Source organism: Coleofasciculus sp. FACHB-542 (assembly GCF_014695825.1).
Taxonomy (GTDB): domain Bacteria; phylum Cyanobacteriota; class Cyanobacteriia; order Cyanobacteriales; family FACHB-T130; genus FACHB-T130.
Genome location: NZ_JACJPB010000028.1, coordinates 111,659 through 137,076 on the forward strand (window position 1 = coordinate 111,659; position 25,418 = coordinate 137,076).

A 25,418-nucleotide genomic window follows, 5' to 3' on the forward strand; every position below is an offset into this window, starting at 1 on the left:
TATTCTCTATTTCCTCGTATTCTCTGTACCTCTGTGGTTTAAATTATGTTTCCTGGAGAAGTATTCGCTAACACCGCCGATTTTGACACTGGGATTCGCCATCTGTTGCCACGCTATGACGATATGCTGGATGCGATAGCGATAGCGCTGACTCGTCAGTTCGCTCTCTGTCTATCTCCTACAACCAAAACCATTCTGGAACTCGGCTGCGGCACCGGCGAACTCAGTTTAAAAATCCTCAACCGCTGTCCTGATGCCCACCTGGTTGCTGTAGATTACTCTCCTCGGATGATTCAGTTTGCACAAAAGAAAATCCACGCAGCAGGCTATGCAGACAGGTGGACGGGAATTGAAGCCGACTTCGGAGATTGGGCGAATCATGCGCTGGAGGTGGGAGAAAGCTTTGATGCCTGTGTCTCATCCTTGGCAATTCACCATCTCACCGACGAAATGAAGTTGAAATTATTTCAGCGGACTCGTGAAAGCCTCAACCCAGGCGGCGTCTTTTGGAACGCAGATCCCATCCTGCCGGAATCACCAGTGATGCAGGAAATTTACCAAACGGCGCGGGAAGAATGGACATTGCAGCAAGGAACAACGCTGGCGGAAATTCGCAACAAAATTGGTAAGAGCAATCCTCAAGGTTACTCTAGTCAAGATCAATTAGCGACTCTAACCTCCCACTTAGAAATGCTGACAAATTCTGGGTTTACTACAGTGGCTATTCCTTGGAAATATTACGGTTTAGCCGTATTTGGCGGCTTTGTAAGATAAAATTTTAACCCCAATGTATGGTTAGGAATCCTTATCTAACCCTGTCGAGGTGAGAGAAAAATCTGGTAAATCATGCCAATTTGGCAGTATTTTACCTTCGCGTCTTCGTGGTTTAAAAAACAATTTTAGAACTACGAAGACACAAAGCACGCGAAGAAACCCCTCGTCTGTCAACTGGCACATTGAGTGCGGTAACAATCCCAATCCTACTGCTGTAATGCTTGAGTGCCTTTCTCTGCCAAAATTGCTGAGGATAGGGCTGAACGCTTACTTAAGGAAAATAGGTAAGGAAATCTTATCTTTTTTGTTAGCTCATATAACAGGATTGGTAATATCAGACTAAAAATAGTTACTAGAATGATATGTAAAACCACATGATTGATGTGAAGACCTTTTTGGAGGAATATTCGAGTCGCTCCCATTGCTAACATATGAGCTAAATAAATGGGCATCGATAAAAAACCTAGGTAGCGAATAATATCTAATTTTTTTGTTTCTGCCAAGTAGAAAGATATGGCTAGAGTAAATATGATTCCTCCAGATGCCATAAAAAATCTAGTTCCTGGTTGTTCGCTTAAACCAAATTGTAAAAGGGTCATTTGAAAAATGACAAATATCAGCGCGATCGCGCCAATTTGCTGTTTATTCAATTTATACAAGTTACTCGGAATATTTCTCAAGTCATTCTGCAACCAGCGTGCCACAATTGCCCCAATGACGAAAAACACAAACATACTCATGAATTTAGTCAGAATTTCGCTAGGCGCATAGGGATTCAGCAAGTAACTTAAAATAGAGAAAGAAAGCAATATATATAGGTTGATAAATTTTTGAGCGATCGCAAAGACTACATAAGACGCAAATAGAACATATAAAAACCAAAGAGTAATTAAAGGAATGGGATTAAAAGCAAGGTAAAATGGTAAATCTTTAAACTGCAACTTGATGGGATTATTCGTATAGGTTGACATCAAAACCAAAATACTACCTTGGATAACAGACCAAAGTAAGTAGGGATATACAATTGTATTGAATTTATCCCCCCAGAATTTCTTCTTACCCTTCAATAAGCTTTTTTCTACAAATAAACCGGAAAGAAAAAAGAAAAGTGGCATATGAAAGCTGGAAATAAAATTAAAAGAGTAATCATGAAATAAATCATGCATTCCCATTCCAGCATTTTTGAGGTTTGTTAAAACATGGACATAGACAACTAAAATGATGCCGATGCCTTTAGCATAATCAATCCAGTCAAGTCTACTGCTAGATAACTGTTCAGACTTGGTTAGCGAAGTTTGTACTGGGACAGGCTTCATAATCTTGGTAGTTCCCCTTAATTGCAGTGCTGCATGATTAATGGAACCAGCGATGCCTGTTTTATCCAGTGAAGGATCTAGCTTCCGTAAAGACTACAGAAATCCGATATTTCCGTTGTCATGCTACGTGCAACTTCTTTGCAAGTTCCGCAGCGAGTCAGACGAAAAAAATCAACCCTCAGCTAGATTCGGGCAGACACACCTTCAGTTAGCAGCACTTCTAAACTACTATCTTCATCTGGACAGTAGAGCGAGGTCAGCCCTAAGATAGATTTTTTTGTGAAGAAAGTATGTTGTCTATACCGGAGAATGATTTAATAAGCACTCCCAGCCAGTACCCTCGTATCCAAAATGGAAGCTTTCGGGATGCAGAATTTCGGCTAAGATTTCCAGGGAATCTACCAAACGGGGGCCGGGACGGTTGAAGTAGGCGTTGCCATCGGTGATGTAAACCCTGCCGGTTTGTACCGCTTGTAAGCTTTGCCATTCGGGACGTTGAAGCAGCGGCATTGCCTCAGCGCGAGTACGGTTTAAATCGAAGCCACAGGGCATGAAGATAATGGCAGTCGGGTTAGAGGTTGCGATCGCTTCCCACTTCAACCAAGGAGAATGTTCGCCCTCAACACCGAACAGAGATTGACCTCCAGCCATTTTGACTAATTCAGGAATCCAATTTCCTGCTGCCATTAGAGGATCGATCCACTCGATACAGGCAACCGTAGGACGGGCGCTGTCAGGAAGTGCTTGCGTCTTTTGCACGCAAGCGTCGATGCGAGACTGTAAACCAGCTAGCACAGGTGGCGCTGCGACACCCAAGGCATTAGCGACTCGTTGAATATCTGCCCAGACATCGCTTAAAAAATTAGGCTGTAAGGAAATAATCTGTGGCTGAGAGTGCGTAAGCGTAGCAACTGCTTGCTCGACTTCACCGAGGCTAACGGCGCAGACTTCACACTGAGCTTGAGTCAAAATGTGGGTGGGTTGCAGCTGTTCGAGAACGTCGGTTTTGACTTGGTAAACACTCAGAGCAGATTGCAACAAATCTGTAACGCGATCGTGAATTTCCGGACTGGTGCCTTCGGGGTTAAATTTGGGCTGGGTGCAGACGGGCAAATTTTGGATTTCTGGCGGATAGTCGCATTCATGCGATCGCCCGACAATCGCCTGAGTTAGCCCCAAGATCGCTAAAATTTCCGTAGCGCTGGGAATCAGAGAGACAATTTTTAGGTTTGAATGAGTCACTTTTCCAACTCCTTTAGCAGCCTCGATCGAGAACTCATCATCAATTCTTGCTATCAAACAGTTCCAGGATGGCGCTGACGCCGTTAAAGAAAACAGCTCCTTTGGTTAGGGCTAAACCACGAATATGCCTCAATCTCATTCTCGTCTACTTTCTTTCCTGCAAATCGCGTCTCCAGCTGCGATCGCGATCGCGTTTCCACTTGGCTGTTTGGTGATGCTCGATTGGCTGTTCGAGCTTCCTTTCCTCAAGAATGTATTTCCACAGCACTGCCACAGCGACATCGGACTGGCAATTCTTGGAGTGATGAACGCGGTGGTTTTTGGCATCCTGGTTTGGTGGAATGATAAAGCATTAAAAACCATAGACTCCCAACGGCAACAAGCAGAAGAAGAACTGCGCCAACTCAATGCAGAACTAGAGGAGCGAGTCGAGCAGAGTACGGCACAATTGAGGCAAGCCAACGAACAATTGGCAAGCGAAATCGCCGAACGCAAGCAAGCAGAGGTGACACTCTCTCACCGCCAGCAGGAATTCAAAGCCGTGCTTGAAAATGCGCCCGATGCGATGATGCGTCTTGACAGACAAATGCGTTATGTATATGTCAATTCATTTGTCGAGCGGAGCACGGCAATGCCCGCGCAGGCATTCATCGGCAAGACTCCTGAAGAAGCTGGCTCACCCAAAGAGTTGTGCCAGCTTTGGGAAGATACCCTGCGGATGGTTTTTGAAACAGGTCAAGAACAAGCGATTGAATTCCAGACTGTCACGGTAAACGGATTCCGCAACTTTCAATCGCGTGTGGTTCCGGAGTTTAACCAGCAAGGTGAAATCGAAACTGCCTTGGTTGTGAGCCGCGACATCAGCGATCTCAAACGCGCCGAGGCAGCTCTCCAAAAAGAACGAGAATTCTTAAACGTATTGCTAGATAACATAGAAGCCGGAATCGTTGCTTGTGATGCCAATGGTGTTCTGACTCTGTTTAATCAGGCTTCACGAGCATTTCATGGCTTGCCAGAACAACCGCTTGCTGCGGAGCAGTGGGCAGAATACTACGATTTATATCTGCCCGACGGCAAAACGCCCATGAAGCGGGAAGATATCCCGCTTTTTCGAGCGTTACAAGAGGAGCATATCCGCGATGTAGAAATGGTGATCGCCCCAAAATCAGGCAAAGTTCGCACCTTATTAGCTAGCGGGCAGGCATTTTTTGATTTGCAGGGAACCAAGCTGGGTGCTGTTGTTGCCATGCACGATATCACCGAGCGCAAACGAGCCGAGGAGGCACTGCGAGAAAGCGAGGAACGGCTACAGGCAATCGTGGATAATTCCACAGCGCTGATTTATCTAACGGATATTCAGCACAGAATCCTGCTGATCAACAACAGGTTTGAAGATTTGTTTCACATCAATAGAGAGCAGCTCCTCGGTAAAAGCCTGTACGATATCTGGCCGTTTGCGATCGCCGATGCCTTTGTCAAGAATAACCAAAAGGTACTCGCAGCCCAAATTCCGATAGAAATTGAAGAAGTTGCCCCTCACGACGATGAGTTACACACCTACATTTCAATCAAGTTTCCCCTTTATGACGCTAGTGGCGTTGTTTATGCCGTTTGTGGAATTTCCACCGACATCACCGAACGCAAGCAGATAGAGGAACACATTCGCACCCTGAACGCCGATCTTGAGGAGCGAGTGAACGAGCGGACAGCAGAGCTAAGGCTGATCAACCAAGCATTGCAAAGTGAAATCAGCGAGCGTCAGCGGGCAGAAGAAGAACGCGCCCAACTCTTGCTCCGCGAACAGGAAGCTCGTGAATTAGCCGAAGCAAGCGAACAGCGCTATCGCTTTCTTGCTGAATCCATCCCGCAGATAGTCTGGACTGTAGACTCAGATAGTGATTTCGATTACGTCAATCAGCGCTGGGTTGATTACAGCGGATTAACCCTCTCACAAAGCCAGGGTGACGGATGGTTCTCTGTCCTACATCCGGACGATCGGCTGGTGTCGATAGAGCGGTGCCATCAATCTGCGGAGGCGGGCGAGAGTTACGAAATCGAAAATCGCTTCAAACGGGCTGCGGACGGACAATATCGCTGGCACCTAACTCGCGCAGTGCCGATGAAAGATCCTACCGGACGAATCGTTAAGTGGTTCGGCACCTGCACAGACATCGACGACCAGAAACATACGGCGGAGGCGCTGCGAGAAAGCGAGGCGCGGTTGCAGGCGATTCTAGATAACATTCCGGCAGTTATCTACCTCAAGGACACTGAGGGCAAGTTTATTTTTATTAATCACCAGTTTGAAATTCTTTTTCATATTGATGGAGAAAAGGTTAAAAGCAAGACTGATTACGATCTCTTCCCCAAAGAAATGGCGGATGTATTTCGGGCGAACGATCGAAAGGTACTCGAAGCCAGAACTGCTGTGGAGTGGGAAGAAGTTGTGCCTCAAGATGACGGACTACACACGTACATTTCGACTAAGTTTCCCCTGTGCGACGCGGCTGGAGTTCCTTATGGAGTTTGCGGCATCTCCACCGACATCACCAAACGCAAACGAGCCGAGGAGGCATTACAAGAAAGCGAAGCTCGGTTTAGGCGCGTCGTTGAATCCAACATGATTGGGATTCTCTTCTGGGATGTGTCAGGTAACGTTACAGAAGCCAACAACGCCTTCTTAGAGATGGTCGGGTACACGCGGGAGGATCTGCTTTTAGGGAAAGTGGATTGGAAAAAGATGACTCCTGTGGAATATAACTATCTCGATGAAAAGGGCATCCAGGAGCTAGCCGTGACTGGGATTTGTAGCCCCTTCGAGAAGGAATATCTTCGTAAAGATGGCAGCCGTATCCCTATTTTGATCGGCGGTGCGACCCTGGAAGGACATCAAGATAAAGGTGTGTGCTTTGTCATTGACATCACTGAGCGTAAGCGGATGGAGGAGGCTCTCTTCAAACAAGCACAGGAACTCGCTCGTTCTAATGCGGAACTGGAACAATTCGCTTATGTAGCTTCCCATGACTTGCAGGAACCGCTGCGAATGGTTGCCAGCTACACCCAGCTTCTGTCTCGGCGCTACAAAGGGAGACTGGATGAGGACGCCGACGATTTTATTGATTTTGCCGTCGATGGTGCGAACCGGATGCAACGGCTGATTCAAGATTTGTTGGAGTATTCGCGCCTGGGAACGCGAAGTCGGGAATTTGAGATGGTGGATTGCGATCGCTCTTTTGAGGAAGCGATCGCCAATCTGCAAATTGCGATCGCCGAAAATAATGCCACCATTACCCGCGATCCCCTACCCTCGGTGAGGGGGGATGCGACTCAAATCGGGCAGCTGTTACAGAACTTAATTGGGAATGGAATCAAGTTTCGTAAAGATGCCCCCCCCCAGGTTCACGTTTCCGCTCAAACAAGCGAAAATGAATGGGTCTTCTCAGTCCGCGATAACGGTATTGGGATTGCCCCAGCTCATCAAGCACGAATTTTTGTCATTTTTCAACGTTTGCACGCACGCGAAACCTATCCTGGTAACGGAATTGGTTTAGCTATCTGCAAAAAAATCGTCGATCGACACGGTGGGCGGATCTGGGTGGATTCTGAATGGGGACAGGGAAGTGTATTCTACTTTACAATTCCCAGAACAGGAGAGAACCCAAGGTGAATCTGGGTAATAGACCCGTAGAAATCCTGCTAGTTGAAGACAATGAGGGTGATATTCGGCTCACCCAAGAAGCATTTAGAGACAGTCAGGTTGGGAATCACCTGAATGTTGTCCGGGATGGTGTTGAAGCGATCGCTTTCCTCAAAAGAGAAGAAAAGTATGCCAATGCCGTTCGTCCCGATATTATCCTCCTTGACCTCAATTTACCGAAGCGCAACGGTATTGAAGTGTTGGCAGAAATTAAGCAGGATGACCAGCTTAAAAGGATTCCTGTCATTGTTCTGACCTCCTCCCAAGCCGAACCAGATATTCTCAGCAGCTACGATTTACATGCCAACTGTTTCATCAGTAAGCCGATTGACCTAGATCGGTTCCTGCGGGTGGTGCAGTCAATCGAGGACTTCTGGCTCACCATCGTCAAACTCCCCCCAGAATAGAAAAAGCGAACCAAAAAATATTTTTCGGATCACTTTAAATTTCTCCTAGATTGGGCTTACAATGATAGTTTTGGTTAAAGTCTGAAGGGTACACAAGAGGAAGCTATATGTCCCGATATCGAGGCCCACGCCTCAGAATTGTGCGTCGCTTGGGCGATCTGCCCGGTTTAACTCGCAAATCAGCCCGCCGTGCATATCCACCAGGACAGCATGGTCAAGCCCGGAAGAAGCGCTCAGAGTATGCTGTCCGCCTAGAGGAAAAGCAGAAACTCCGCTTCAATTATGGCTTAAGTGAAAAGCAGCTGCTGCGTTACGTGCGGAAGGCACGTCGCGCCACGGGTTCCACGGGTCAAGCACTGCTGCAACTGTTGGAAATGCGTCTGGATAACACCGTTTTCCGGATGGGGATGGCTCCCACGATTCCTGGGGCGCGTCAGCTAGTCAATCACGGTCATGTGTTGGTGAATGGTCGTGCGGTGAATATTCCCAGCTATCAGTGCCGTCCGGGAGAGGTCATCAGTGTCCGCGATAAGGAAGGATCTCGCCGGTTAGTGCAACAGAACCTGGAATATCCAGGTTTGGCAAATATGCCCAGCCATCTAGAGTTTGACAAAACCAAGATGACTGGCAGAGTCAACGGCGTGATTGAGCGCGAATGGATCGCGCTGCAAATCAACGAACTGCTGGTGGTTGAGTACTACTCACGCCAAGCTTAAGATAGTTTTGAGTTTTGAGTTTTGAATAATTCAGGACTCATTCAAAACTCAAAATTATTTTTTAGCCCCCAATTTGCGACATGGTGCGGCTATACGCACCAGTCGTGCCAGCATCTCTCTGCTTATAGTTAATCTCTGGTTTCATTAACAGCAATTGCTGCACTTGATTGCGGAGTTCGGCTGTATTAACACCGGCGCGGAGGGCGGTTTTTAGGTCAATTTGACCCGTCTCATTCAGCAGACAGGGACGCAACCAGCCATCCGCAGATAGACGCATCCGGTTACAGCGATCGCAAAAACACTCGGACATCTGACTAATAAATCCTAGCGTCCCTTTGGCTCCGGGAATCTGGAAGACATCGGCGGGACCGTTACCCCGAACAAAAGATTCTGTCAAGCCAAAGATGTCGTGGATGCGTTGGCGCAAATCGGCGGATGCCACCCAACCATTTCCGACAAATAATTGATCGTTGCCAATTGGCATAAACTCAATAAACCGGACGTGCCATTGCCGGTCAATTGTTAACGCAGCCAGATCCAGCACTTCTTGGTCGTTCACGCCGGGAATGACCACCACATTCAGCTTCAGGGGATCGAACCCGACGCGATGGGCGGCTTGAATTCCGTCCCAAACTTTCTGCCACTGAGAACGACCGCGATTGCCGATAATTTTGTCAAAGGTTTCGGAATTGAGCGAATCCAGACTGATATTCAGGCGTCGCAACCCGGCGTCGTAGAGTTGTTGGGCGATTGGGGCGAGTAAAAACCCGTTGGTAGTCATTGAGAGGTCTTGCGTTTCCGGCAGGGACGCGATCGCCTCCACCAACTCCACCACCCGCGGACGCAGTAGCGGTTCGCCCCCAGTTAGACGAAATCGAGTAAATCCTACCGGGATAAATACCTCTTCGATCAGGGTGAGCAATTCTTCATCAGTTAACAGCTGTTGCTGCAAAATGTAGTCAAGCTCAGCACCCTCCGGCATACAGTACTGACACCGGAAATTGCAGCGGTCAATTAAGCTAATCCGAAGGTAGTCTACCTGATTCATGTTTTTTTGGGGTTGATGAGAACACCAACCCCTAACCCCTACCCTTATTCTGATCCATTTGTCAGTGGATCTACAGTAATTGGGGCCCGAAGCGGTACAAGTTGCAGTTTCGGCGAAATGAGCGATCGCCAAACCTTCCGAATCGGATGACTGCGATGCTCCTTGACAAAGACTAAAGGCAGGATAGCCACAAGTCGTAAAACAGCAGACAGAGCAAACACGGTTGGCAAGCCACCGAAATTGTCCAACTCAGCCAGAAATCCCCCGACAGTCGTTCCCAGTGCGCCACTGACACCCGCAACCGCCGCAGCGATCGCAAAGTAAGCAGATTGATGGCGTCCTGCTGCCACAGCCATTTGCAAATTGTTGGTACACAAGTCAATCGCTGCCCAGGTGCCACCCATGAACAGGTGTAAAAGCGGGAACCAAACCCAAACCGAAACTGGGTCAGCTCCCAGCCCCAGCCAGAGTAAAGGTGTCAGTGCTGCCAACACCCCCACAAATACCAGAAGTGGACGATTCCCAATTCGGTCTGCCAGCTTCCCCCATACCACCATCATTACCAAGGTAGCCGCCGCCGTTAAGCTGCTATAGAGCGTTACCCAGCTGACATCGATATTCAGGTTGTCCAGCAGATAGAGACCGAAGAAAGGAGTGCAGATATTAACCGCAAATGCCCAAAAGCTAAAGTAAAGCAGAAACCTGACAAAATTGCCATTTTTGAGCAGAGCGATCGCAGTTCCCCAACGCTCAGTTTCCCCTGCCTCATCAGCAGTGCCGTGCTGCGTCTGGGGATTCACATCCACCATGAAAAACTGACAGCCCAAACTAATTAACCCAATGATGACTCCCAAGAACAAGACCACACCGTATCCCTGAAGCGGCCCGCCAGGCCAAACCGACACGGCTAGACCGAGCAGCGGTACGGAGAGCAGAGTGGTCAAGCTGATAGCACTGTTGCGAAAGCCAAAATATCGCCCCCGCAACTGTTCCGGAACCAACGCCGCCATCCAGCTGAGCCAGTTAGCACTGCCCAAGCTGCCAATGATATTGGTTGCCAAGACGATTGCTAATGTCCAGCTGACCAGGTTGGGCGAATTCGTTGGGTGCCAGCAACTCCAACCAATTCCCGCCACTAAAATTAGCCACAGCAGCCGCGACGGGCCGTAGATCCAGACATTAAACCAGTGGCGACTGATGGTTCGTTCTGACAGATACGCTCCCAGTGGTTGCAGCAAATTCACCAGCATGGGGACGGACGACAACATTCCAATCTCCATTGGGCTTGCACCTAATTGGAGTAAGAAATTACTGAGCAGGACGCCGCCGGTAATGCCGCCAAACACGACAGCAAAGACAGCATCCCAAGTAGACGCTTTTAGGCTAGACCGAATTACCTGTTTGGAAAGTTTGGAAGGTGAATTGGAAGAAACTACCAGCGGGGAAGCGGCGGGAGTTTCTAAAACCTCCAAAGCTGGAAGAGATACGGTTTCAGCTGGGACTTGCAACGGTAAACTCCTCGACTGGTTTAGATAGGCTGGAATAGGGAACCACTGACTTTGTCTCTATTAAAGAACCCTCTTGCCGACAGCACGGACGACAGCCTTGTCTGTCTTGGCTCGAAGATGGACGTTTTAGAAGGATAGACTGAGAATTCTAGGTTGGGCAGCTTCCCGCAGTCAGATAACTTTCTCAATCCTTTGAAACAAACATTCAAAATAATTAAATCTCTCTGCCGCTAGTTAATAAATGGTAGCAATTGTGTATCAGACCAGTGGACGTAAAACCAATACATCTTCACTTAACCTTTCCCCTAGAAAAGGCTGATTTCGTGGTTTCCCCTGGCCTTGTAAGGAAGGATTCAGGGGTTAGATTTGTCTGAGTGGAGGAAAAATTGAGCGCCAAACTTTTCTCCCTTAAACATCCCTTTCCCACTTTTTCTACCCAAAGACGGACTGGCGAGTAACAGCACTTGAAATCTCGGTTCTCTTCGTCAGAGTAGAGTCGCTGCCTCTTCTAGGGTTCCCAAGAAACCTCAGTGAATATCTACAAGCCGGTTAATGAGTTGCTCGAACTGCCATTGTCCAAAGCCTTTTCTTTCAGAAAACGGCGATTTCAGTAGTCTTTTGAGAATTTGTAACCAGTATCATCTCTATATCAGGGCGCAGGAGAACCGATTTAAACCGCCAAGACATCGTTGGTACCCTTTAGGGGTGCCTAACCAAAAATCATCGCATCTGCCAAAAGAGAGGGGAGCTGAAGTGCATGGCAAACAAGCAACAGCGAGCTTTACTCAAGCAAGGAGTAGAAGCTTGGAATAAGTGGCGTAAATTGAGTCCGGGAATCCCGCCAAATTTAATTGGAGCCGATTTACGCCAGGAAGATTTGGGTGGAGTTAACCTGGCGGGGGCGTCTCTGTGCAGTGCTGACCTGAGTGGAGCCAATCTGATGCAGGCATCTCTGCATCGAACAGACCTTCGGGGTGCGGATTTGAGGGGAGCATCCCTGAGTAAAGCGGACTTGTCAGAGGCAGATATCACTGAAGCTAATCTCAGCGAAGCCTACCTCTTTGAGGCGAACCTGAGCCGAGTAAACCTTGAAGGTGCAGATATGCACTGGGTCTACCTGGGTAAAGCTGATTTGTCTGGGGCGAATTTGGTTGGGGCGAACCTTAGAGAGGTAGATATGCGGGGAGCCAATCTAATCGGGGCGAACCTCCGCGAGGCGGATTTGTTTAAAGCGAATCTAATTGGGGCGGATTTACAAGGAGCCGATCTGCGCGGGACGAATTTGGGTGAGGCTAACTTAATGGGGGCAAGGTTGCTCAAGACTAACTTTGAGAATGCAAACCTAGAGGGTTGTTTAGTTTATGGGATTTCGTCTTGGGGGTTAAAGTTGGAAGGAGCCAACCAGTCAAATTTGGTGATTACTCCGCCAGATTATCCAGCGATCGCACTGGATAATCTGGAAGTGGCGACATTTATGTACTTGTTGCTGAATCACCAGAAAATCCGCGAGGTTTTTCCCTCAATAGCCTCCAATATCGTGCCGATCTTGGGCAGCTTCAAAGCAGATGGGCGGAAAGATTTATTGGAGGGGCTTCGCAATGCCCTTCGCCAACATGACTATTTGCCTTTGTCGGTGGAGTTGGAAAAAGCAGCGACGCCTGAACTCGCAGAGGCAATCTCCACCGTAGTTGGGATGGCGAAGTTTATGATTGTGGATTTCACGGACGCTAGCAGCATCCCCCAAGAATTACTGAAAATTCTCCAGGGTATCCCTTTGGTGCCGGTGCAACCGTTAGTACAAGTGGATAGCGTGGATAGCAAAGAGATAGCTGTGTTGAAGGAGTTTCAGGAATATCCTTACGCTCAACCCATTTACCAGTATCAGAATCTTGAAGATGCGATCGCTTCTGTAGAAGAAAAAATTATTGCCCCTGCTGAGGCAAAGGCGAATGATTTACTGAGCGGACGTTAGGGATGCCAATCCCTTACCTCTACGATGGCTGACGCTGATTTGATTGTTTGCTGAAATCGCCATCTTGCTTAGAATGTCTTCCGTAACTACGGAAACGGGGTTCGTAGCTAAAACTACAAACTACCGTCTCTATTGGCATGGCACACCTGGTAAGTTTTTCCGGAATTTGCGGGCGCGTGTCGAAAAAAACTGGCAAGGCTCTTGACAAAGCTCTGCTTACTTCGGTGGAAACTGAGTTTTAATTTTACCGAGTAGTTTTTCTAGAATTGCGTACCGAGCGGATGAGCGATCGCGAAGCCGATAACAAAGCGATTAAACTGACAAATGTTTTTCACCTTATCCAAGAACGGCTATAAAGCAATCACAGTATGCTTTTTAGTCTAAATAAAACCCTTGGCAGTATCGCTAAATGCGATCGCTTTTCCCCTCTTCTTCTGGTGTGCCCCCGTAATCTCACGTAGTTCAAAACAAAAGCCTTTTTTGTTGTTATGCATATTATGTTATTTCTGTCTGTATGCTTAGTAACATTTATGGCAAGTTTTATCTTTAAGCTCAGTAAATATACTACTTGTTTAAAGATTGTGTAAATATGTACTCTTAATGGTAGTCAGACTCAAGGCGTATTCCTTAAGATATAGATCATCAAATTAAACCATTTACGTGTAATTACGTAGTTACTTAATTTGTTAAATCCAAAATTACAAAATTAGCTGCCTGCAAAAGCGTAAAGTCGCTGGTCGCAATCACTTGAAGTATGTTTGGATATCTGAGTTCAAGTCCTGAATGTTTCTGAATTTAGAGAGGATTTATGGAAAGCTATATGGTAAAAAACAACATAGATTTTAAAACAAACCCGACAGGAATTGAAATTGAAACCCGGTTGAAAAATCGGACAAATAAGCAACAATTGGATCTGCTCAGACAAGGAGTGAAAGCCTGGAATGAGGAAAGACAACAGAATCCTCAAATCCGACCAGACCTAAAGATGGCTAACCTTAAACGAGTCAACCTCAGCACAGCCAATCTCAGCGGGGCAGACCTCTCCTTAGTCAACTTCAGCGGGGCTAATCTGACCTCGGCTAACCTGAGCGGAGCCAACCTTAGCAGAGCCAACCTCAGCGGGGCAGACTTGAGATGGGCAGACCTCAGCGGCGCACTCCTAGATGGGACAGACCTCAATGGCGCACTCTTAAGTGCTGCCAATCTCAGCAAGGCAAAATTCAACAAAACCAACTTAAAAGGGGCAGTCCTCAGCGGAAGCAACTTGAGCAATTCAGAAATCAGTGAAGCCAACTTCAGTGGGGCAGACCTGAGATGGGTAAACCTGAGACGAGCAGTCGTCAGCGTGGCAGACTTCCGCAAGACAGACCTGAGATGGGCAAACTTGAGTGAGGCTCAGGTGGTGCGGACAAATCTAGAGGGAGCCAACCTTGAGGAGTGTTCAATTTATGGGATTTCCACTTTGGGATTAAAACTGAAGGGAGCCAAGCAGTTGAGCCTAGTCATCACTACTTTTGGCGAACCCGCGATCGCAGTGGACAATCTGGAAGTTGCCGAGTTTATCAGTCGGCTGCTCAACACTCAAAAAATCCCCGATTTCAATAACACTACCTCTTCTAAAGTCATACTGGTTCTGGGTCGCTGCACTCAGGAGCGCAAGCCAATCTTGGATGCACTTCGCAAATATAACTATTTGCCGGTGGTTATAGACTGCGAGACATCGACAAGTAAAGACCTGACGGAAACCATCTCGACGCTGGCTCAAATTTCGCGGTTCATCATTGCCGATCTCACCGATCCTAGAAGTATTCCTCAAGAATTGCACGCCATTATTCCCAATCTGCAATCGGTGCCGGTGCAGCCATTGCTACATACTTCAGCCCAGAAAGAATACGCGATGTTTGAAGATTTCCAACGCTATCCTTGGGTGTTGGAAACATATTGGTATAACGCTTTTGAGGAAGCGATCGCCTCTTTTAAGAACAAAGTCATTGTCCCTGCTGAAGCGAAGGCAAGGGCTTTATTAGGCGGTTGATTGAGATCGGTGGCAACTTGCGATAACAATCATTGATCGATCGTTATCTTCTACCTGATACCTTACCCCTGCACGATGATTGCAGGGGTTTTACTGCCTATGATGCTTGTTGACGCAGTTTTTCGACATACTGCTCAAACTCTTGCTCAGAAACATAATCTATTTCCCCGTCTCCCAAAGTAATCTTTGAAAGATACTGCATTGCACGCTTAAACTCGCCAGTATCCCACTCATAGGCAAGAACATCCATGCCCCCGTCTTCCGTCTCGATTGCTTTAACGGGTCGATCTCCTACAATGCAGTAGAGTGGTAAGTCCATAATATGATGATCCGCTAGTTAACTTGATTCGCTGCTTGTACCGATTCTATTGAGTGCATACCGACATTACTTTGAGTTATCCAGTCAATGTCAATCATCCACCCGCGTTAGCTAAAGCCTGATCGTAAAGTGCTTTTGCTTCTGCATTAAGCTGATCAATTTTTGCTTTTTCTTCTGAGCTTAAAGCCCGATCGGCTGTTTGAGCGGCTGCCTCTATTTTCCGAACCTCTTCGTATATTTTATGCCCTGCACCTGACTTAACCTCTAGAATTTGGGTTAGATGGAGTTGCAATTCCGCAATATGACCATTTGATAGCTGAACGTTTAGAAGAATATCGCGATAGCCAGCTGGGGTAGGTTGTGCAAAGCGATTCTTTTCTCGCACCAGCGTTAAATTTCTATTGCAGACATCTAGCCCACCCATTAAGTCAGGAAATGACTTGTAAACTATAGAACCGCGTGCAATATCTACTAATTTAGAAACATCCCCCTTGTAATCAGCCATTGTTTTCTCCATTGCTCGTTCTCGCCCTTTTAAGGCTTGAGGTAGCTTTGCCACCCCAGAGGTCTCACTGGCAATTTGAGTGACTTTTTCGTACAGTTCCGGTTGAGCTTCTTCTGCTTGTTTGTAGAGTTTGTCTAAATCTCCTGCCACATCTCCACTAAATCCTGCTGTTGACTGTGCAGGACTTTGATCGCCTTGGCGCTGAATAACGGACTTTTGCTGCGGTTGCAGCGATCGCTGCACTGCACTGCCATTCTGCTGAACAACGTGAGTCAGTTCATGGGCGATCAACTCTTGTCCGCCCCGGCTTCCCGGCTCATATGCTCCCGCCCGGAAGAAAATATCCTGCCCTGTTGTAAATGCCTTCGCCTGGATTGAGCGATTCAACTGGTTAGATTGAGCATCCGTATGAATCTTCACCCCACTGAAGTCAGCCCCAAATGCCTGCTCCATCGGTTCGCGAATACTCTGCGCCAGTGGCTGTCCGCTTCCTCGTGCCTGTTGGATGGTTGCTTCGAGATCCGGTGAGGCGGGTTTCCCATCCTCACTAGACTGACACTGTATCATCGGCTTCATCTGGAGTTCTTTTTCTTCTTCCTCTTCTGGCATCACCTCGCGTTGCAGGATGGGTACATCCAACATTCTCATCAATTTGTTTTGATGATTCGGGATTCCCTGTTGATGCATCGAGTTAGAGTTTTGCACCATGCCAGCTTTTATGGTTTGAGCCAACTTACTTTCGGGCTGGCTAAGATCCCTTCCATAACTCGGCATGGGTGCATGAAGCCGTTGCACCACTTCTGCTGCTGTCTTGTCTGCTTCCTGTTCGTATTTATCCCCTGGCTCTCCAATCGTGAGTTTCGGTTGAATCGGTGGCGGTGTTGAGCTGTTAGGAGCAGATATAGAGATATTTGCAAAATTGTGACCAAAGCGCTGGGCACTTTCCAGTTGTGCCTGTAGGTCTGGTGTTTCGTGAGTTTGGGGTTTCTCCTGAACCGGGAAAGGGCGCGGCTTAAACTGGTTGTTAACTGGTACGAAAGTAGAATTTTGCGGAGCTTTTTGGGGGTCGTGCGATCGCGTTGCCATAGTCACAAATAACTTCTTCTATTTAGTTCAGTTAAGGAATAATTGAGAGCCATCAGGCTCATAGATAGAACCTAAGCGAGAACTCACGCTGTAAGTAGAGTATATTTACGGATTTTCTAATTTCGGAGAGTTAGATATAGCAACACAATGTAATAAATCGACTGTTGGAGAAGAAATCTATACCACCCAAATGTTGAGTCGAGAACCGTTTTTCCTAGTCAATTCGTTAAGGCGATCGCTTTAATGACCAATAACAAGCGAATGGATTCTGAAAAGACTGCCATTGCTGAATTCACGTGTACTGATGAAGTGACTCCTGAACCGGACAAAGCAGTAAGGTGAGGCGTTAACTTTGTCCGCTCCAAAAAAATATGCTTCTCTATCTTGGCTCACAACTGGGATGATTGAGCGGTTCTCACTGACGTTTAATACATCGGGAGGTTAGTACAGCTAGCTCTGTGTTAACCTCTCGATGTATTAGAACGCTCATTGACAACTGCTATAACGCAAAGTTGTTCTGAGCCGATTCCAGAACGGCTTGCGTCGCCACATCCAGAAATTCAATCGAAAGATTCTTGCCTAGTGCTACGGCTCGCTTCATTCCAGTCAGTAAGCACTTGACTCCGTCCCTTTTCACGGCGTTGACTGACAGCAGATCTACTACGACAGTGTCAGTTGCCAACTCCAAGGCTTGCTCTAGAGACTTGCTGAAAGCGGGGCTGGTGATACTATCTAGACAACCGCTGGGTCTTAGCACCACTGTGCTAGGGCGAATTTCCTGGCAGCTAACTTGAGCGCGGGGCTTGGTGACTGAGTTCATAATGGCTTTCATGGGATTTTCTAAAACGTGTCGTCAATCAAAGAACACAACCTATCTACAAACACATTCCAATAAAATCCCGAAGGTTCTGATGTCAAATGTCACGCTTGTCAGTGTTTGCGATCGCTATTAAACAATGATCTGTCCCCAACCCCGGTCTGGATATACATTGCCCGTGTTTGCCTGTGCCGCTGCTGTTGCCGCCTTGCGCTGGTTGCAGCAAGGAGCGTCACCGTTGGACGCCGTGCCAGTAGATTTAATTGAACCCGCCGAAACGGTGTTGATTCCGATTGAGCAGGTTGCCGGTATCGGTGAAGGGATGGCGTTAGCGATCGCTCGTAGCGATCCTGGCGATAACCTTGACCTTACCCGCAACACGCCAGTCTGGGCGCTGGTAGAAATTAAAAATCAAGGATTAAAAATTAATAATGAACAAAAAGAGTTTTTAGATCCTCCGCCCTCAGTCACGATCAAAGGCGGTGAAGGGATCGGGCGTTTGGTGAGTGCTGACGATCAACCTGCTATTTATCGTTATGCTCAGCGGCTGATCCGAGAGAATTTGGAGCGGATGCTGGAACCTGACGAGAAAATCCAGGTGACGATTATTTTGCCAGAAGGGCGTAAACTCGCTCAACGCACCTCAAATGAAGCCTTTGGGGTTGTGGAAGGACTCTCCTTACTCGGAACAAGCGGCATTTCCCAACCGCTGAGTGCCCCCGGACAACTGGAGGCTTTCCGCGAGGAACTGCAACAGAAGGCTAACTGTTTTGATTGTTTGGTGTTTTGTATCGGGGAAAATGGCTTAGATTTAGCCCAGCGGTTGGGAATCAATCCAGAAAGAATGATTAAGACAGCGAATTGGCTGGGACCATTGCTAGCATCATCAGGAGTGCAAAAAGTCAAGAATATCTTATTATTTGGCTACCACGGAAAATTGATGAAACTTGCGGGTGGGATTTTTCACACCCATCATCACTTGGCAGATGGACGTCAGGAAATTTTGACCGCTCATTGTGCGAATCTCGGTTTACCAACGCCGGTATTGCAGGCAGTTTTGAAGAGCGCCACTGCTGAAGACGCCTTGAAATACCTGCGCCAATTGGATGCAGCAGGTAGTACCGATTGGGTGGGGCAAGTTTATGGCGCGATCGCTCAAAGCATTGACAAGCGATCGCACGATTACATCCGTACTCACAGCGAACAACTCGTTACGGTCGGTTCCGTCCTGTTTGACCGCGATCGCCAAATTATCGTTAAAAGTAAAACAGGTACCTCGTTACTGTATCAAGTGTGTTAGTTTTATATGAATACACATCAACTTAATAAATAGCAATAAAGAAGTTTTTTATCTGCCGCTATTGTCAGTGGCGTAATCGAATCATGGAAGACTGGCTAATAGCAATAAACAATTAGCCAGTTTTTAATCCATTAAAGACTATCTGTACATCTGTACTCTACCTACTCAGGATAAGCCGGTGACTCTCCAGACTGAAACACCGCCTCAAATCGAGTATTTGGGGCAACTAAATCGCCAAATGATTGTGATTCTTGACTTCGGCTCTCAGTATTCTGAACTGATTGCCCGTCGGATTCGGGAAACACAAGTTTACTCGGAAGTTCTTTCCTATCGCACCACTGCCGAACAGCTACGACAGCTAAATCCCAAGGGGATTATCTTCTCCGGTGGTCCAAGTTCGGTGTATGACACGGGTGCCCCCCATTGCGATCCGGAAATATGGAACCTGGGGATTCCCGTCCTGGGAGTCTGTTACGGGATGCAGATAATGGTGCAGCAATTGGGTGGGGAAGTCACCAAAGCTGACCGGGGTGAGTATGGCAAGGCGTCGCTATTGATTGACGATCCCACGGATTTGCTCACCAATGTGGAAGATGGCACGACCATGTGGATGAGCCACGGGGACTCTGTAACCAAGATGCCGTCAGGGTTTGAAGTGCTGGCACACACGATAAATACGCCAGCCGCAGCGATCGCTCATCACGAGAAAAAGCTATACGGAGTTCAATTCCACCCCGAAGTCGTCCATTCGATTGGGGGAATTGCCTTAATCCGTAACTTTGTCTATCACATCTGCGACTGCGAACCGACTTGGACAACAGCGGCGTTTGTTGAGGAGTCGATTCGAGAGATTCGGGCAAAAGTCGGCGATAAGCGGGTGTTGCTAGCACTTTCTGGCGGCGTTGATTCTTCTACGCTTGCCTTTTTGCTGCACAAGGCAATTGGCGACCAACTGACGTGTGTATTTATCGACCAAGGCTTCATGCGTAAGTATGAACCAGAACGGTTGGTGAAGCTGTTCCACGAGCAATTTCACATTTCTGTCGAGTATGTGCAAGCACGCGATCGCTTCCTCAATCAAATTGAAGGAATTAGCGATCCTGAAGAAAAGCGTCGCCGCATCGGGCACGAATTTATCCGCGTATTTGAAGAAGAATCTCGACGCCTTGGCCCCTTTGACTACCTTGCCCAAGGTACTCTCTACCCCGACGTGATTGAATCAGCCGACACGAACGTCGATCCCAAAAGTGGCGAACGGGTGGCAGTGAAAATTAAGAGTCATCACAACGTCGGCGGCTTGCCCAAAGACTTGCGCTTCAAGTTGATCGAACCTTTACGAAAATTGTTCAAAGATGAAGTGCGAAAAGTCGGTCGCTCGATTGGATTGCCAGAGGAAATTGTACAACGGCAACCCTTCCCTGGTCCCGGACTGGCGATTCGCATTTTAGGCGAAGTGACGGCAGAACGGTTAAATATCCTGCGGGATGCTGACTTAATTGTTCGTCAGGAAATTAATCGCCAGGGGATGTACCACGACTTCTGGCAAGCTTTTGCCGTGTTGCTGCCGATCCGCAGCGTAGGCGTAATGGGCGATCAGCGCACCTACGCTTACCCGATTGTCTTGCGCTTTGTTTCTAGCGAAGATGGCATGACGGCAGACTGGGCGCGTGTTCCCTACGATTTGTTGGAAACGATTTCCACCCGAATTGTGAATGAAGTTCGGGGGGTGAATCGTGTGGTTTACGATATTACTTCTAAGCCACCTGGAACTATCGAGTGGGAATAATAAAGTAGTAAGAATTTTTAACGCAAAGGTACCCAAAGGTTAGCGCCAAGGTACGCAAAGTTTAAGAGACGGAGTGAAAGCTCTGTCTCTTTTTGGCTTGAAAGAGCGGTTCAACTGGATTTTGAAATAAATTATGTTTTCTTTAACTTTTGTGGAAAACTCGTAAAATTCTGTGGAAAAGTCCCCTCATCTGTGGAAAACTACCTAGATTTTGATTCTGCTTCGTAGGTAATTTGATCGGATTGGTAAGCAGGTGGCTCGATGTGAATCAAAATTCGGACGGGGCTAAATCTTTCTTTTAGGCGGTTCTCGACTTCTTCTGTAATTTGGTGGGCAGTTTCTACATCGGTGACGTCTACAATCAAGTGCATTTCGATGAATACCTGACGCCCAACAACGCCTCTAGAAGCAATTTCGTGACAATTAATCACTCCTGGAACTTGGATGACGATCCCATGAATGGCTTCGGGCGCGATCGCCATCTCATCGACTAGCCAGGGCAAATTATCTTTAATCACGTTCCAACCACTGCGAAACACTAACAAGGCAACGGGAAAGGAGAGAATAATATCCAACCACTGAAGTTGCGGCAGATTCAATACCTGTCCTTGCCAGACGCCAATCAACCCACCCAAAACAGCAATTGTCACCCAGACATCGCTCATGGTGTGCTGGGCATCTGCAATTAAAATGGGGCTGCCTACCTGCTGCCCAACATGGCGTTCGTAGAACGTGACAAAAATATTCACGCCCAGCACAATCAGCAGTAACCACAGCTCAGAGGGGGAAATGATGACGGGTTTACCACCGCCGCTGAGAATTCGTTCAATTGCCCCTTGCAGAATTTCAAAGCAGGCAATTCCTAAGAAGGCGGCAATTCCTAACGCTCCCACGCCCTCAAATTTCTGGTGTCCGTAAGGATGATCCCGATCGGGTTGGGGCGAAGAAAATCGGCTGGCAATTAATCCCAAAATGTTGTTGGCGCTATCGGTAACGCTATGCAAGGCATCCGCTAGCAAGCTGAGAGAACCCGTCCATGACCCCAGCACTGCCTTCAACGTCATGACGAACAGATTGAGCAGTAGGGTAATGATTAAAACCTTACGCACTGCCGAGCGGTTATCTGCTACCACAGAATTTTCCTCACTCGCCATTTAGAGTTCTATGGCATTCAGTCTAAAGCTTATGGCTTCACCTTGCATCTATCCTCTTGTAAATGCTGTCTGTTCTAAGTTATGAGTGATAAGTTGATTCACAATTCAAAACTCTTGATTGCTCATGTCTTCTTCAAAACTCATCCTCAACTTAGTTGAAGGTTCTGTTTCCTTTAGCTTTACGCCCCAGGCAGCCCAAGATTTACAAGGCGCGATCGCTCAGTTGATGCAGAGTCTCAAAGTCATTGCAGGTGGCGGCGGCAAAACCAATCCCCAAAAACCAATGGAATATCGATACACGGGGGATGTCTTTCTAGAGATTTTCTGCAATCCTAATATCTGGCCGACTCCCTTTGCCGCTAAAGTTTTGATCTCCCTCCGAGATGACCGCATTCGCCTGACTACGGAGGCAGAACTCACTCGCTTAATTGAGGATGTTAATCAGTATTTAGAACAGATGGGCTAAAACTGGGCGGGCAAATGGTTGCTTTAGATTCTTTCTTAGGACGGATGCTACTACCCTAAGAAGTCTGCAAAATGTCCCTTTGTGTGTGCTAAATGGTAGCATTAAGACGCCAGATCCTGCGTTTGTTTACTCGCTTGGCGGAAAGCCGAAAGCTAGAAACTTAAAAGTGAGTGGTGCCGAGCGGTTATTTATCGAAAGCGATCGCTAAGGGCTGTCTAACCTTCATTCAATCTGACTGATTTATCTAATGAACTCTAATAATCTGCTGGAGTTAGTACAAAAAGGATTTCGCGTTACTTTGGGTGCAACCGCTTCTCTAGTTGAGAGCGTACAAGACACTCAAAAGCGAGAGCAAAATCTTGAGCTGTTAAAGTCAGACGTCAATCTGGTGGTTCAACAACTAGCAGAAAAAGGAGAGATTACGGAGCTTGAAGCCCGCACTTTCCTGAATTCTCTAATGGCGCAAGCCAATGATGCAGCTAGCACACAATCTTCTGGAACTCCGAGCCGCCCTGCGACAACGCCGGTGACAACGGTTGCCCAGCCAGATACGCAATTGGAGCTAGAGGAGCTAACTGCACAAATTGCTGCAATGCGAACTGAGTTAGAAAAGCTGCGCGACCCCAACTCAGGGATTTAGGTCGGGGATTGCTAGCAGCTTTATCAAAGCATTTATTAGGCTTGCTCCTAGTAGCCTATCTGAAAGTTTGTGCTGAGCAAAACGAAGGAGTTGAAGTGTTGTCACGCATCTCGGTTTGAGCAGAGATCCTGCAAAGAGATTTGCGCGATCGCAGCGCGATTGTTGATGACAACGTTACGCCAACACTCCACAACGTTTTGCTCAGAATGGCATCTTCACTTTTTGGATAGGTCTAAGAAGCGAACTTAATTATTCGCACTAGAAAGAATCAGAATATTCTCCAAACCAGGCTAATTAAGAATCAACAGGTGAAAGAATAAAAGCAGTCTTTCCTTAAGTTGAGACAAGCGTGGAATCAAGCTTGTCCTGAGTTTCACTGTTTCCAGTGGAACTGTAGGATTGTCTTAAAGGTAAAAAAATATCAATCGTTGTCCCATTGTTCTTGCCCCATCAGATCGCCGATGCGATCGCGGAGTAAGATATTGCATCTTTCTAATTCACACTCAACACAAACCCACTCCCGTGCAGGGATGTACTGGCACAGAACGTAGATGGGTTGCTGACGAGTCACAATTCCTTTCTCCACCAATTGACGGGCTTCTTCTTGAAGAACGTCGATGGAGTATTGCACAGATGATTTAGGCGGCATTATATCAGCAGTCATGGTCTCAGCCTCGAAACTAACGAGCTACGACTATAACTTAATATAATCCAATACTGCTTAGCGCGGAAATAATTTTTGAACAGTATATCAAGTTACAAATGAATTTATTCGTTTAATAAGGATTCCAAAAGTCAGGGAACTTTGACATAAAAATATATCCTTATGCTGATGAAATTGTCGAAGAACGGATCTATTTATAATTAAGCCTGTATTTTCAAATTGAAGACACCGTAAATAATCGGTGATAACGGTTATGACATTGATTAACAAAATTAATCAATGTGCTGCACAGTTGCTAAATGCTTAGAGCTGGGGCACCGAACAAAACTTCAAGGGCGATCGCCTGAGCTGCTGGCATCTGTCCGTAAGAAAACACACAAGGGATATGTGGGGGCAGGTGTGGGAGAAACTGTTCCAGAAGATAAGGACTGCCGTAAATCACTAGCGCTTGGAGTTCGGCATTGCCTAAGAGTTTTTTAAACAAGTCCTGAGCCAACGGTGTCAAGCCAGCACTGCCTCGGAAAGGATTCCCACGGATGAACAGCTGGAGTAGGGTTGGCTGGGCATTTAAACCCGATTTATGATAAAACACCCAGCCAGGAATTAAGGTGGTGTGGGGATCGAGTAGTTGGAGTTGATAGCCGTGCTGTTTTGGCAGAGCCACAGCCGGTGCTTGTTTATCGAGAAAATCACAATTCAGGGTGTCATCCACCACGATTAAGTTGCGTAAGTTGCCCTGACAGGGAAGTAAAGGAATTTCGCCATGAACGACGAGCGCCTCTCGCACGATGTTGGCAGATGTGGCGAGGGCGTGTGGTTGAGCTAGTTGGAGGAGATGGGGAGGGAATGGTGAAGGCGCTGGTTGGACTTCAGGCGCGATCGCCCTTGCCTCTACAGGCGGTTGTGCTGTGCCTTGTTGGACTCGGCGCTTGGCTGTCCAGATACGCTCAACAGAGGCACGAATTCGCGCCTCTGAAATGCGTCCCTGTGCTACCGCGTCGCACACCGCTTGGATAGCACCCGCAGGATCGACTGGCATCAGCAAAATATCTGCACCGGCTTCGACAGCTAAGACTGGAGCTTCATTTGCTCCATAGCGGTTGGCGATCGCTCCCATCACCAATGCATCGGTAACAATTAATCCTTCAAATCCCAGCTGTTGCCGCAGCAGTTGAGTCAAAATCGGTTGGGAAAGGGTGGCAGGGCGTTCGGCATCCCAAGCCGGGATCAGGAGATGGGCACTCATTACGGCATCTACACCGGAGGCTGTACCCGTACCGATTGCTTCTTGAAACGGCAGTAACTCAATCTCAGCAAGTCGTGCCGGGGAATGGGGCAAGACGGGCAAATCTAGATGGGAATCCACCGCCGTATCGCCATGTCCGGGAAAATGCTTAGCAGTCGTTAACACCGGATAAGCTTTCGCCCCCCGGATGAAAGCAGACGCTAGTTGAGTCACTTCCTCTGGGTTTTCGCCAAACGCCCGGACGTTAATCACTGGATTATTAGGATTGTTATTCACATCCACAACCGGCGCAAGCACCCAGTTGATGCCAATCGCGAGGGCTTCCGAGGCGATGATGCCTCCCATTTGTTCGGCGTATTTCAAGGCAAGAGAGGCATCTTTCCGGAATACTGCCCCGATTGCCATCGGTGGCGGAAACCAAGTTGCCCCAGAAAAGCGCTGTCCGACGCCTTCTTCAATATCAGCCGCGATCAGCAAGGGGGTTTTTGCCCAGTCTTGGAGTTGTTGCGATCGCAGTGCTAATTCTCCAGCACTGCCTCCCAACAAAATGACCCCCCCGACGCCCAAATCCTGCACCCAGTGTTGCAGAACTGCCGCCGGTGGTTCCCAATCTGGATACTGAATTTGGTGGTCGAACAGGTAGCCTGACGCCCGTACCACGACCATTTGCGCTACCTGTTCTGCTAGAGAGAGCGATTCCCACTCCGGCAGCAATGCCAC

At 47.6% G+C, this 25,418-nt stretch carries 20 protein-coding genes; 10 read left to right on the forward strand and 10 right to left on the reverse strand.

The features are described 5' to 3' along the window. The first annotated feature begins 45 nt into the window (after positions 1-45). Complete coding sequence (locus H6F52_RS09645; RefSeq protein ID WP_190437887.1) at positions 46-774, forward strand: class I SAM-dependent methyltransferase; 729 nt, start codon at positions 46-48, stop codon at positions 772-774. A gap of 206 nt (positions 775-980) precedes the next feature. On the opposite strand, the gene H6F52_RS09650 is transcribed toward H6F52_RS09645, so the two are convergent. Together H6F52_RS09650 and H6F52_RS09655 are read right to left on the reverse strand one after the other, a co-directional pair. Further along, positions 981-2,090 carry an acyltransferase gene (locus H6F52_RS09650; RefSeq protein WP_190534096.1) on the reverse strand — a complete coding sequence of 370 codons (1,110 nt, stop codon included), beginning with the start codon at positions 2,088-2,090 and terminating at the stop codon, positions 981-983. Positions 2,091-2,387: 297 nt separating this feature from the next. Then, the gene (locus H6F52_RS09655) at positions 2,388-3,332 is read right to left on the reverse strand and encodes an ABC transporter substrate-binding protein (RefSeq protein WP_190534099.1); all 945 of its coding nucleotides are present in this window, start codon (positions 3,330-3,332) and stop codon (positions 2,388-2,390) included. Positions 3,333-3,456: 124 nt separating this feature from the next. On the opposite strand from H6F52_RS09655, the gene H6F52_RS09660 reads away from it, so the two are divergent. The 3 genes from H6F52_RS09660 (at position 3,457) to rpsD (ending at position 8,152) form a co-directional block, all read left to right on the forward strand. Beyond that, complete coding sequence (locus tag H6F52_RS09660) at positions 3,457-6,999, forward strand: PAS domain S-box protein (protein ID WP_190534102.1); 3,543 nt, start codon at positions 3,457-3,459, stop codon at positions 6,997-6,999. Then, the gene (locus tag H6F52_RS09665; protein ID WP_339380773.1) at positions 6,996-7,436 is read left to right on the forward strand and encodes a response regulator; all 441 of its coding nucleotides are present in this window, start codon (positions 6,996-6,998) and stop codon (positions 7,434-7,436) included. The genes H6F52_RS09660 and H6F52_RS09665 overlap by 4 nt, the downstream gene beginning before the upstream one ends. Before the next feature lie 107 nt (positions 7,437-7,543). Further along, positions 7,544-8,152 (forward strand): 30S ribosomal protein S4, encoded by a 609-nt coding sequence (gene rpsD, locus H6F52_RS09670; RefSeq protein WP_190414721.1) that lies wholly within the window; start codon positions 7,544-7,546, stop codon positions 8,150-8,152. A 61-nt stretch (positions 8,153-8,213) separates the two neighbouring features. On the opposite strand, the gene moaA is transcribed toward rpsD, so the two are convergent. Then, complete coding sequence (gene moaA, locus H6F52_RS09675) at positions 8,214-9,200, reverse strand: GTP 3',8-cyclase MoaA (protein ID WP_190534105.1); 987 nt, start codon at positions 9,198-9,200, stop codon at positions 8,214-8,216. A gap of 44 nt (positions 9,201-9,244) precedes the next feature. Next, positions 9,245-10,672 carry an MFS transporter gene (locus H6F52_RS09680; protein ID WP_347276109.1) on the reverse strand — a complete coding sequence of 476 codons (1,428 nt, stop codon included), beginning with the start codon at positions 10,670-10,672 and terminating at the stop codon, positions 9,245-9,247. 793 nt (positions 10,673-11,465) lie between these two features. Here H6F52_RS09680 and H6F52_RS09685 point away from each other — a divergent pair. Both H6F52_RS09685 and H6F52_RS09690 read left to right on the forward strand, forming a co-directional pair. Next, entirely contained in the window at positions 11,466-12,680 is a 1,215-nt protein-coding gene (locus H6F52_RS09685; RefSeq protein ID WP_190534108.1) for a pentapeptide repeat-containing protein, read from the forward strand. Positions 12,681-13,500: 820 nt separating this feature from the next. Then, complete coding sequence (locus H6F52_RS09690) at positions 13,501-14,715, forward strand: pentapeptide repeat-containing protein (protein WP_190534111.1); 1,215 nt, start codon at positions 13,501-13,503, stop codon at positions 14,713-14,715. A gap of 97 nt (positions 14,716-14,812) precedes the next feature. Here the strand turns inward: H6F52_RS09690 and H6F52_RS09695 are convergent, their stop codons facing one another. From H6F52_RS09695 to H6F52_RS09705, 3 genes are all read right to left on the reverse strand, one after another. Next, on the reverse strand, positions 14,813-15,034 hold the full coding sequence (locus H6F52_RS09695) for a hypothetical protein (RefSeq protein WP_190414726.1): 222 nt from the start codon (positions 15,032-15,034) through the stop codon (positions 14,813-14,815). Positions 15,035-15,128: 94 nt separating this feature from the next. Further along, positions 15,129-16,625 carry a DUF4157 domain-containing protein gene (locus tag H6F52_RS09700; protein WP_242033897.1) on the reverse strand — a complete coding sequence of 499 codons (1,497 nt, stop codon included), beginning with the start codon at positions 16,623-16,625 and terminating at the stop codon, positions 15,129-15,131. A gap of 499 nt (positions 16,626-17,124) precedes the next feature. Then, positions 17,125-17,445: a hypothetical protein gene (locus H6F52_RS09705; RefSeq protein WP_206754031.1), complete on the reverse strand. Its 321-nt coding sequence runs from the start codon at positions 17,443-17,445 to the stop codon at positions 17,125-17,127. A 136-nt stretch (positions 17,446-17,581) separates the two neighbouring features. Here H6F52_RS09705 and cbiD point away from each other — a divergent pair, with 136 nt between their 5' ends. Then, positions 17,582-18,742, forward strand: coding sequence for a cobalt-precorrin-5B (C(1))-methyltransferase CbiD (gene cbiD / locus H6F52_RS09710; RefSeq protein ID WP_190414728.1), 1,161 nt, complete (start codon positions 17,582-17,584; stop codon positions 18,740-18,742). A gap of 238 nt (positions 18,743-18,980) precedes the next feature. After that, complete coding sequence (gene guaA, locus H6F52_RS09715; RefSeq protein WP_199292247.1) at positions 18,981-20,528, forward strand: glutamine-hydrolyzing GMP synthase; 1,548 nt, start codon at positions 18,981-18,983, stop codon at positions 20,526-20,528. Between the two features lie 200 nt (positions 20,529-20,728). Here guaA and H6F52_RS09720 read toward each other — a convergent pair whose 3' ends face one another. Continuing rightward, the gene (locus tag H6F52_RS09720) at positions 20,729-21,661 is read right to left on the reverse strand and encodes a cation diffusion facilitator family transporter (protein ID WP_190437619.1); all 933 of its coding nucleotides are present in this window, start codon (positions 21,659-21,661) and stop codon (positions 20,729-20,731) included. Between the two features lie 145 nt (positions 21,662-21,806). On the opposite strand from H6F52_RS09720, the gene H6F52_RS09725 reads away from it, so the two are divergent. Together H6F52_RS09725 and H6F52_RS09730 are read left to right on the forward strand one after the other, a co-directional pair. Continuing rightward, a complete protein-coding gene (locus H6F52_RS09725; protein ID WP_190414730.1) occupies positions 21,807-22,148 on the forward strand; it encodes a hypothetical protein in 342 nt (113 codons plus the stop codon). Between the two features lie 247 nt (positions 22,149-22,395). Next, positions 22,396-22,788: a hypothetical protein gene (locus H6F52_RS09730; RefSeq protein ID WP_190414731.1), complete on the forward strand. Its 393-nt coding sequence runs from the start codon at positions 22,396-22,398 to the stop codon at positions 22,786-22,788. Positions 22,789-23,209: 421 nt separating this feature from the next. Here the strand turns inward: H6F52_RS09730 and H6F52_RS09735 are convergent, their stop codons facing one another. Together H6F52_RS09735 and H6F52_RS09740 are read right to left on the reverse strand one after the other, a co-directional pair. Then, complete coding sequence (locus H6F52_RS09735; protein ID WP_190414732.1) at positions 23,210-23,452, reverse strand: DUF4327 family protein; 243 nt, start codon at positions 23,450-23,452, stop codon at positions 23,210-23,212. A gap of 295 nt (positions 23,453-23,747) precedes the next feature. After that, positions 23,748-25,418 (reverse strand): glycoside hydrolase family 3 N-terminal domain-containing protein, encoded by a 1,671-nt coding sequence (locus H6F52_RS09740; RefSeq protein ID WP_190534116.1) that lies wholly within the window; start codon positions 25,416-25,418, stop codon positions 23,748-23,750.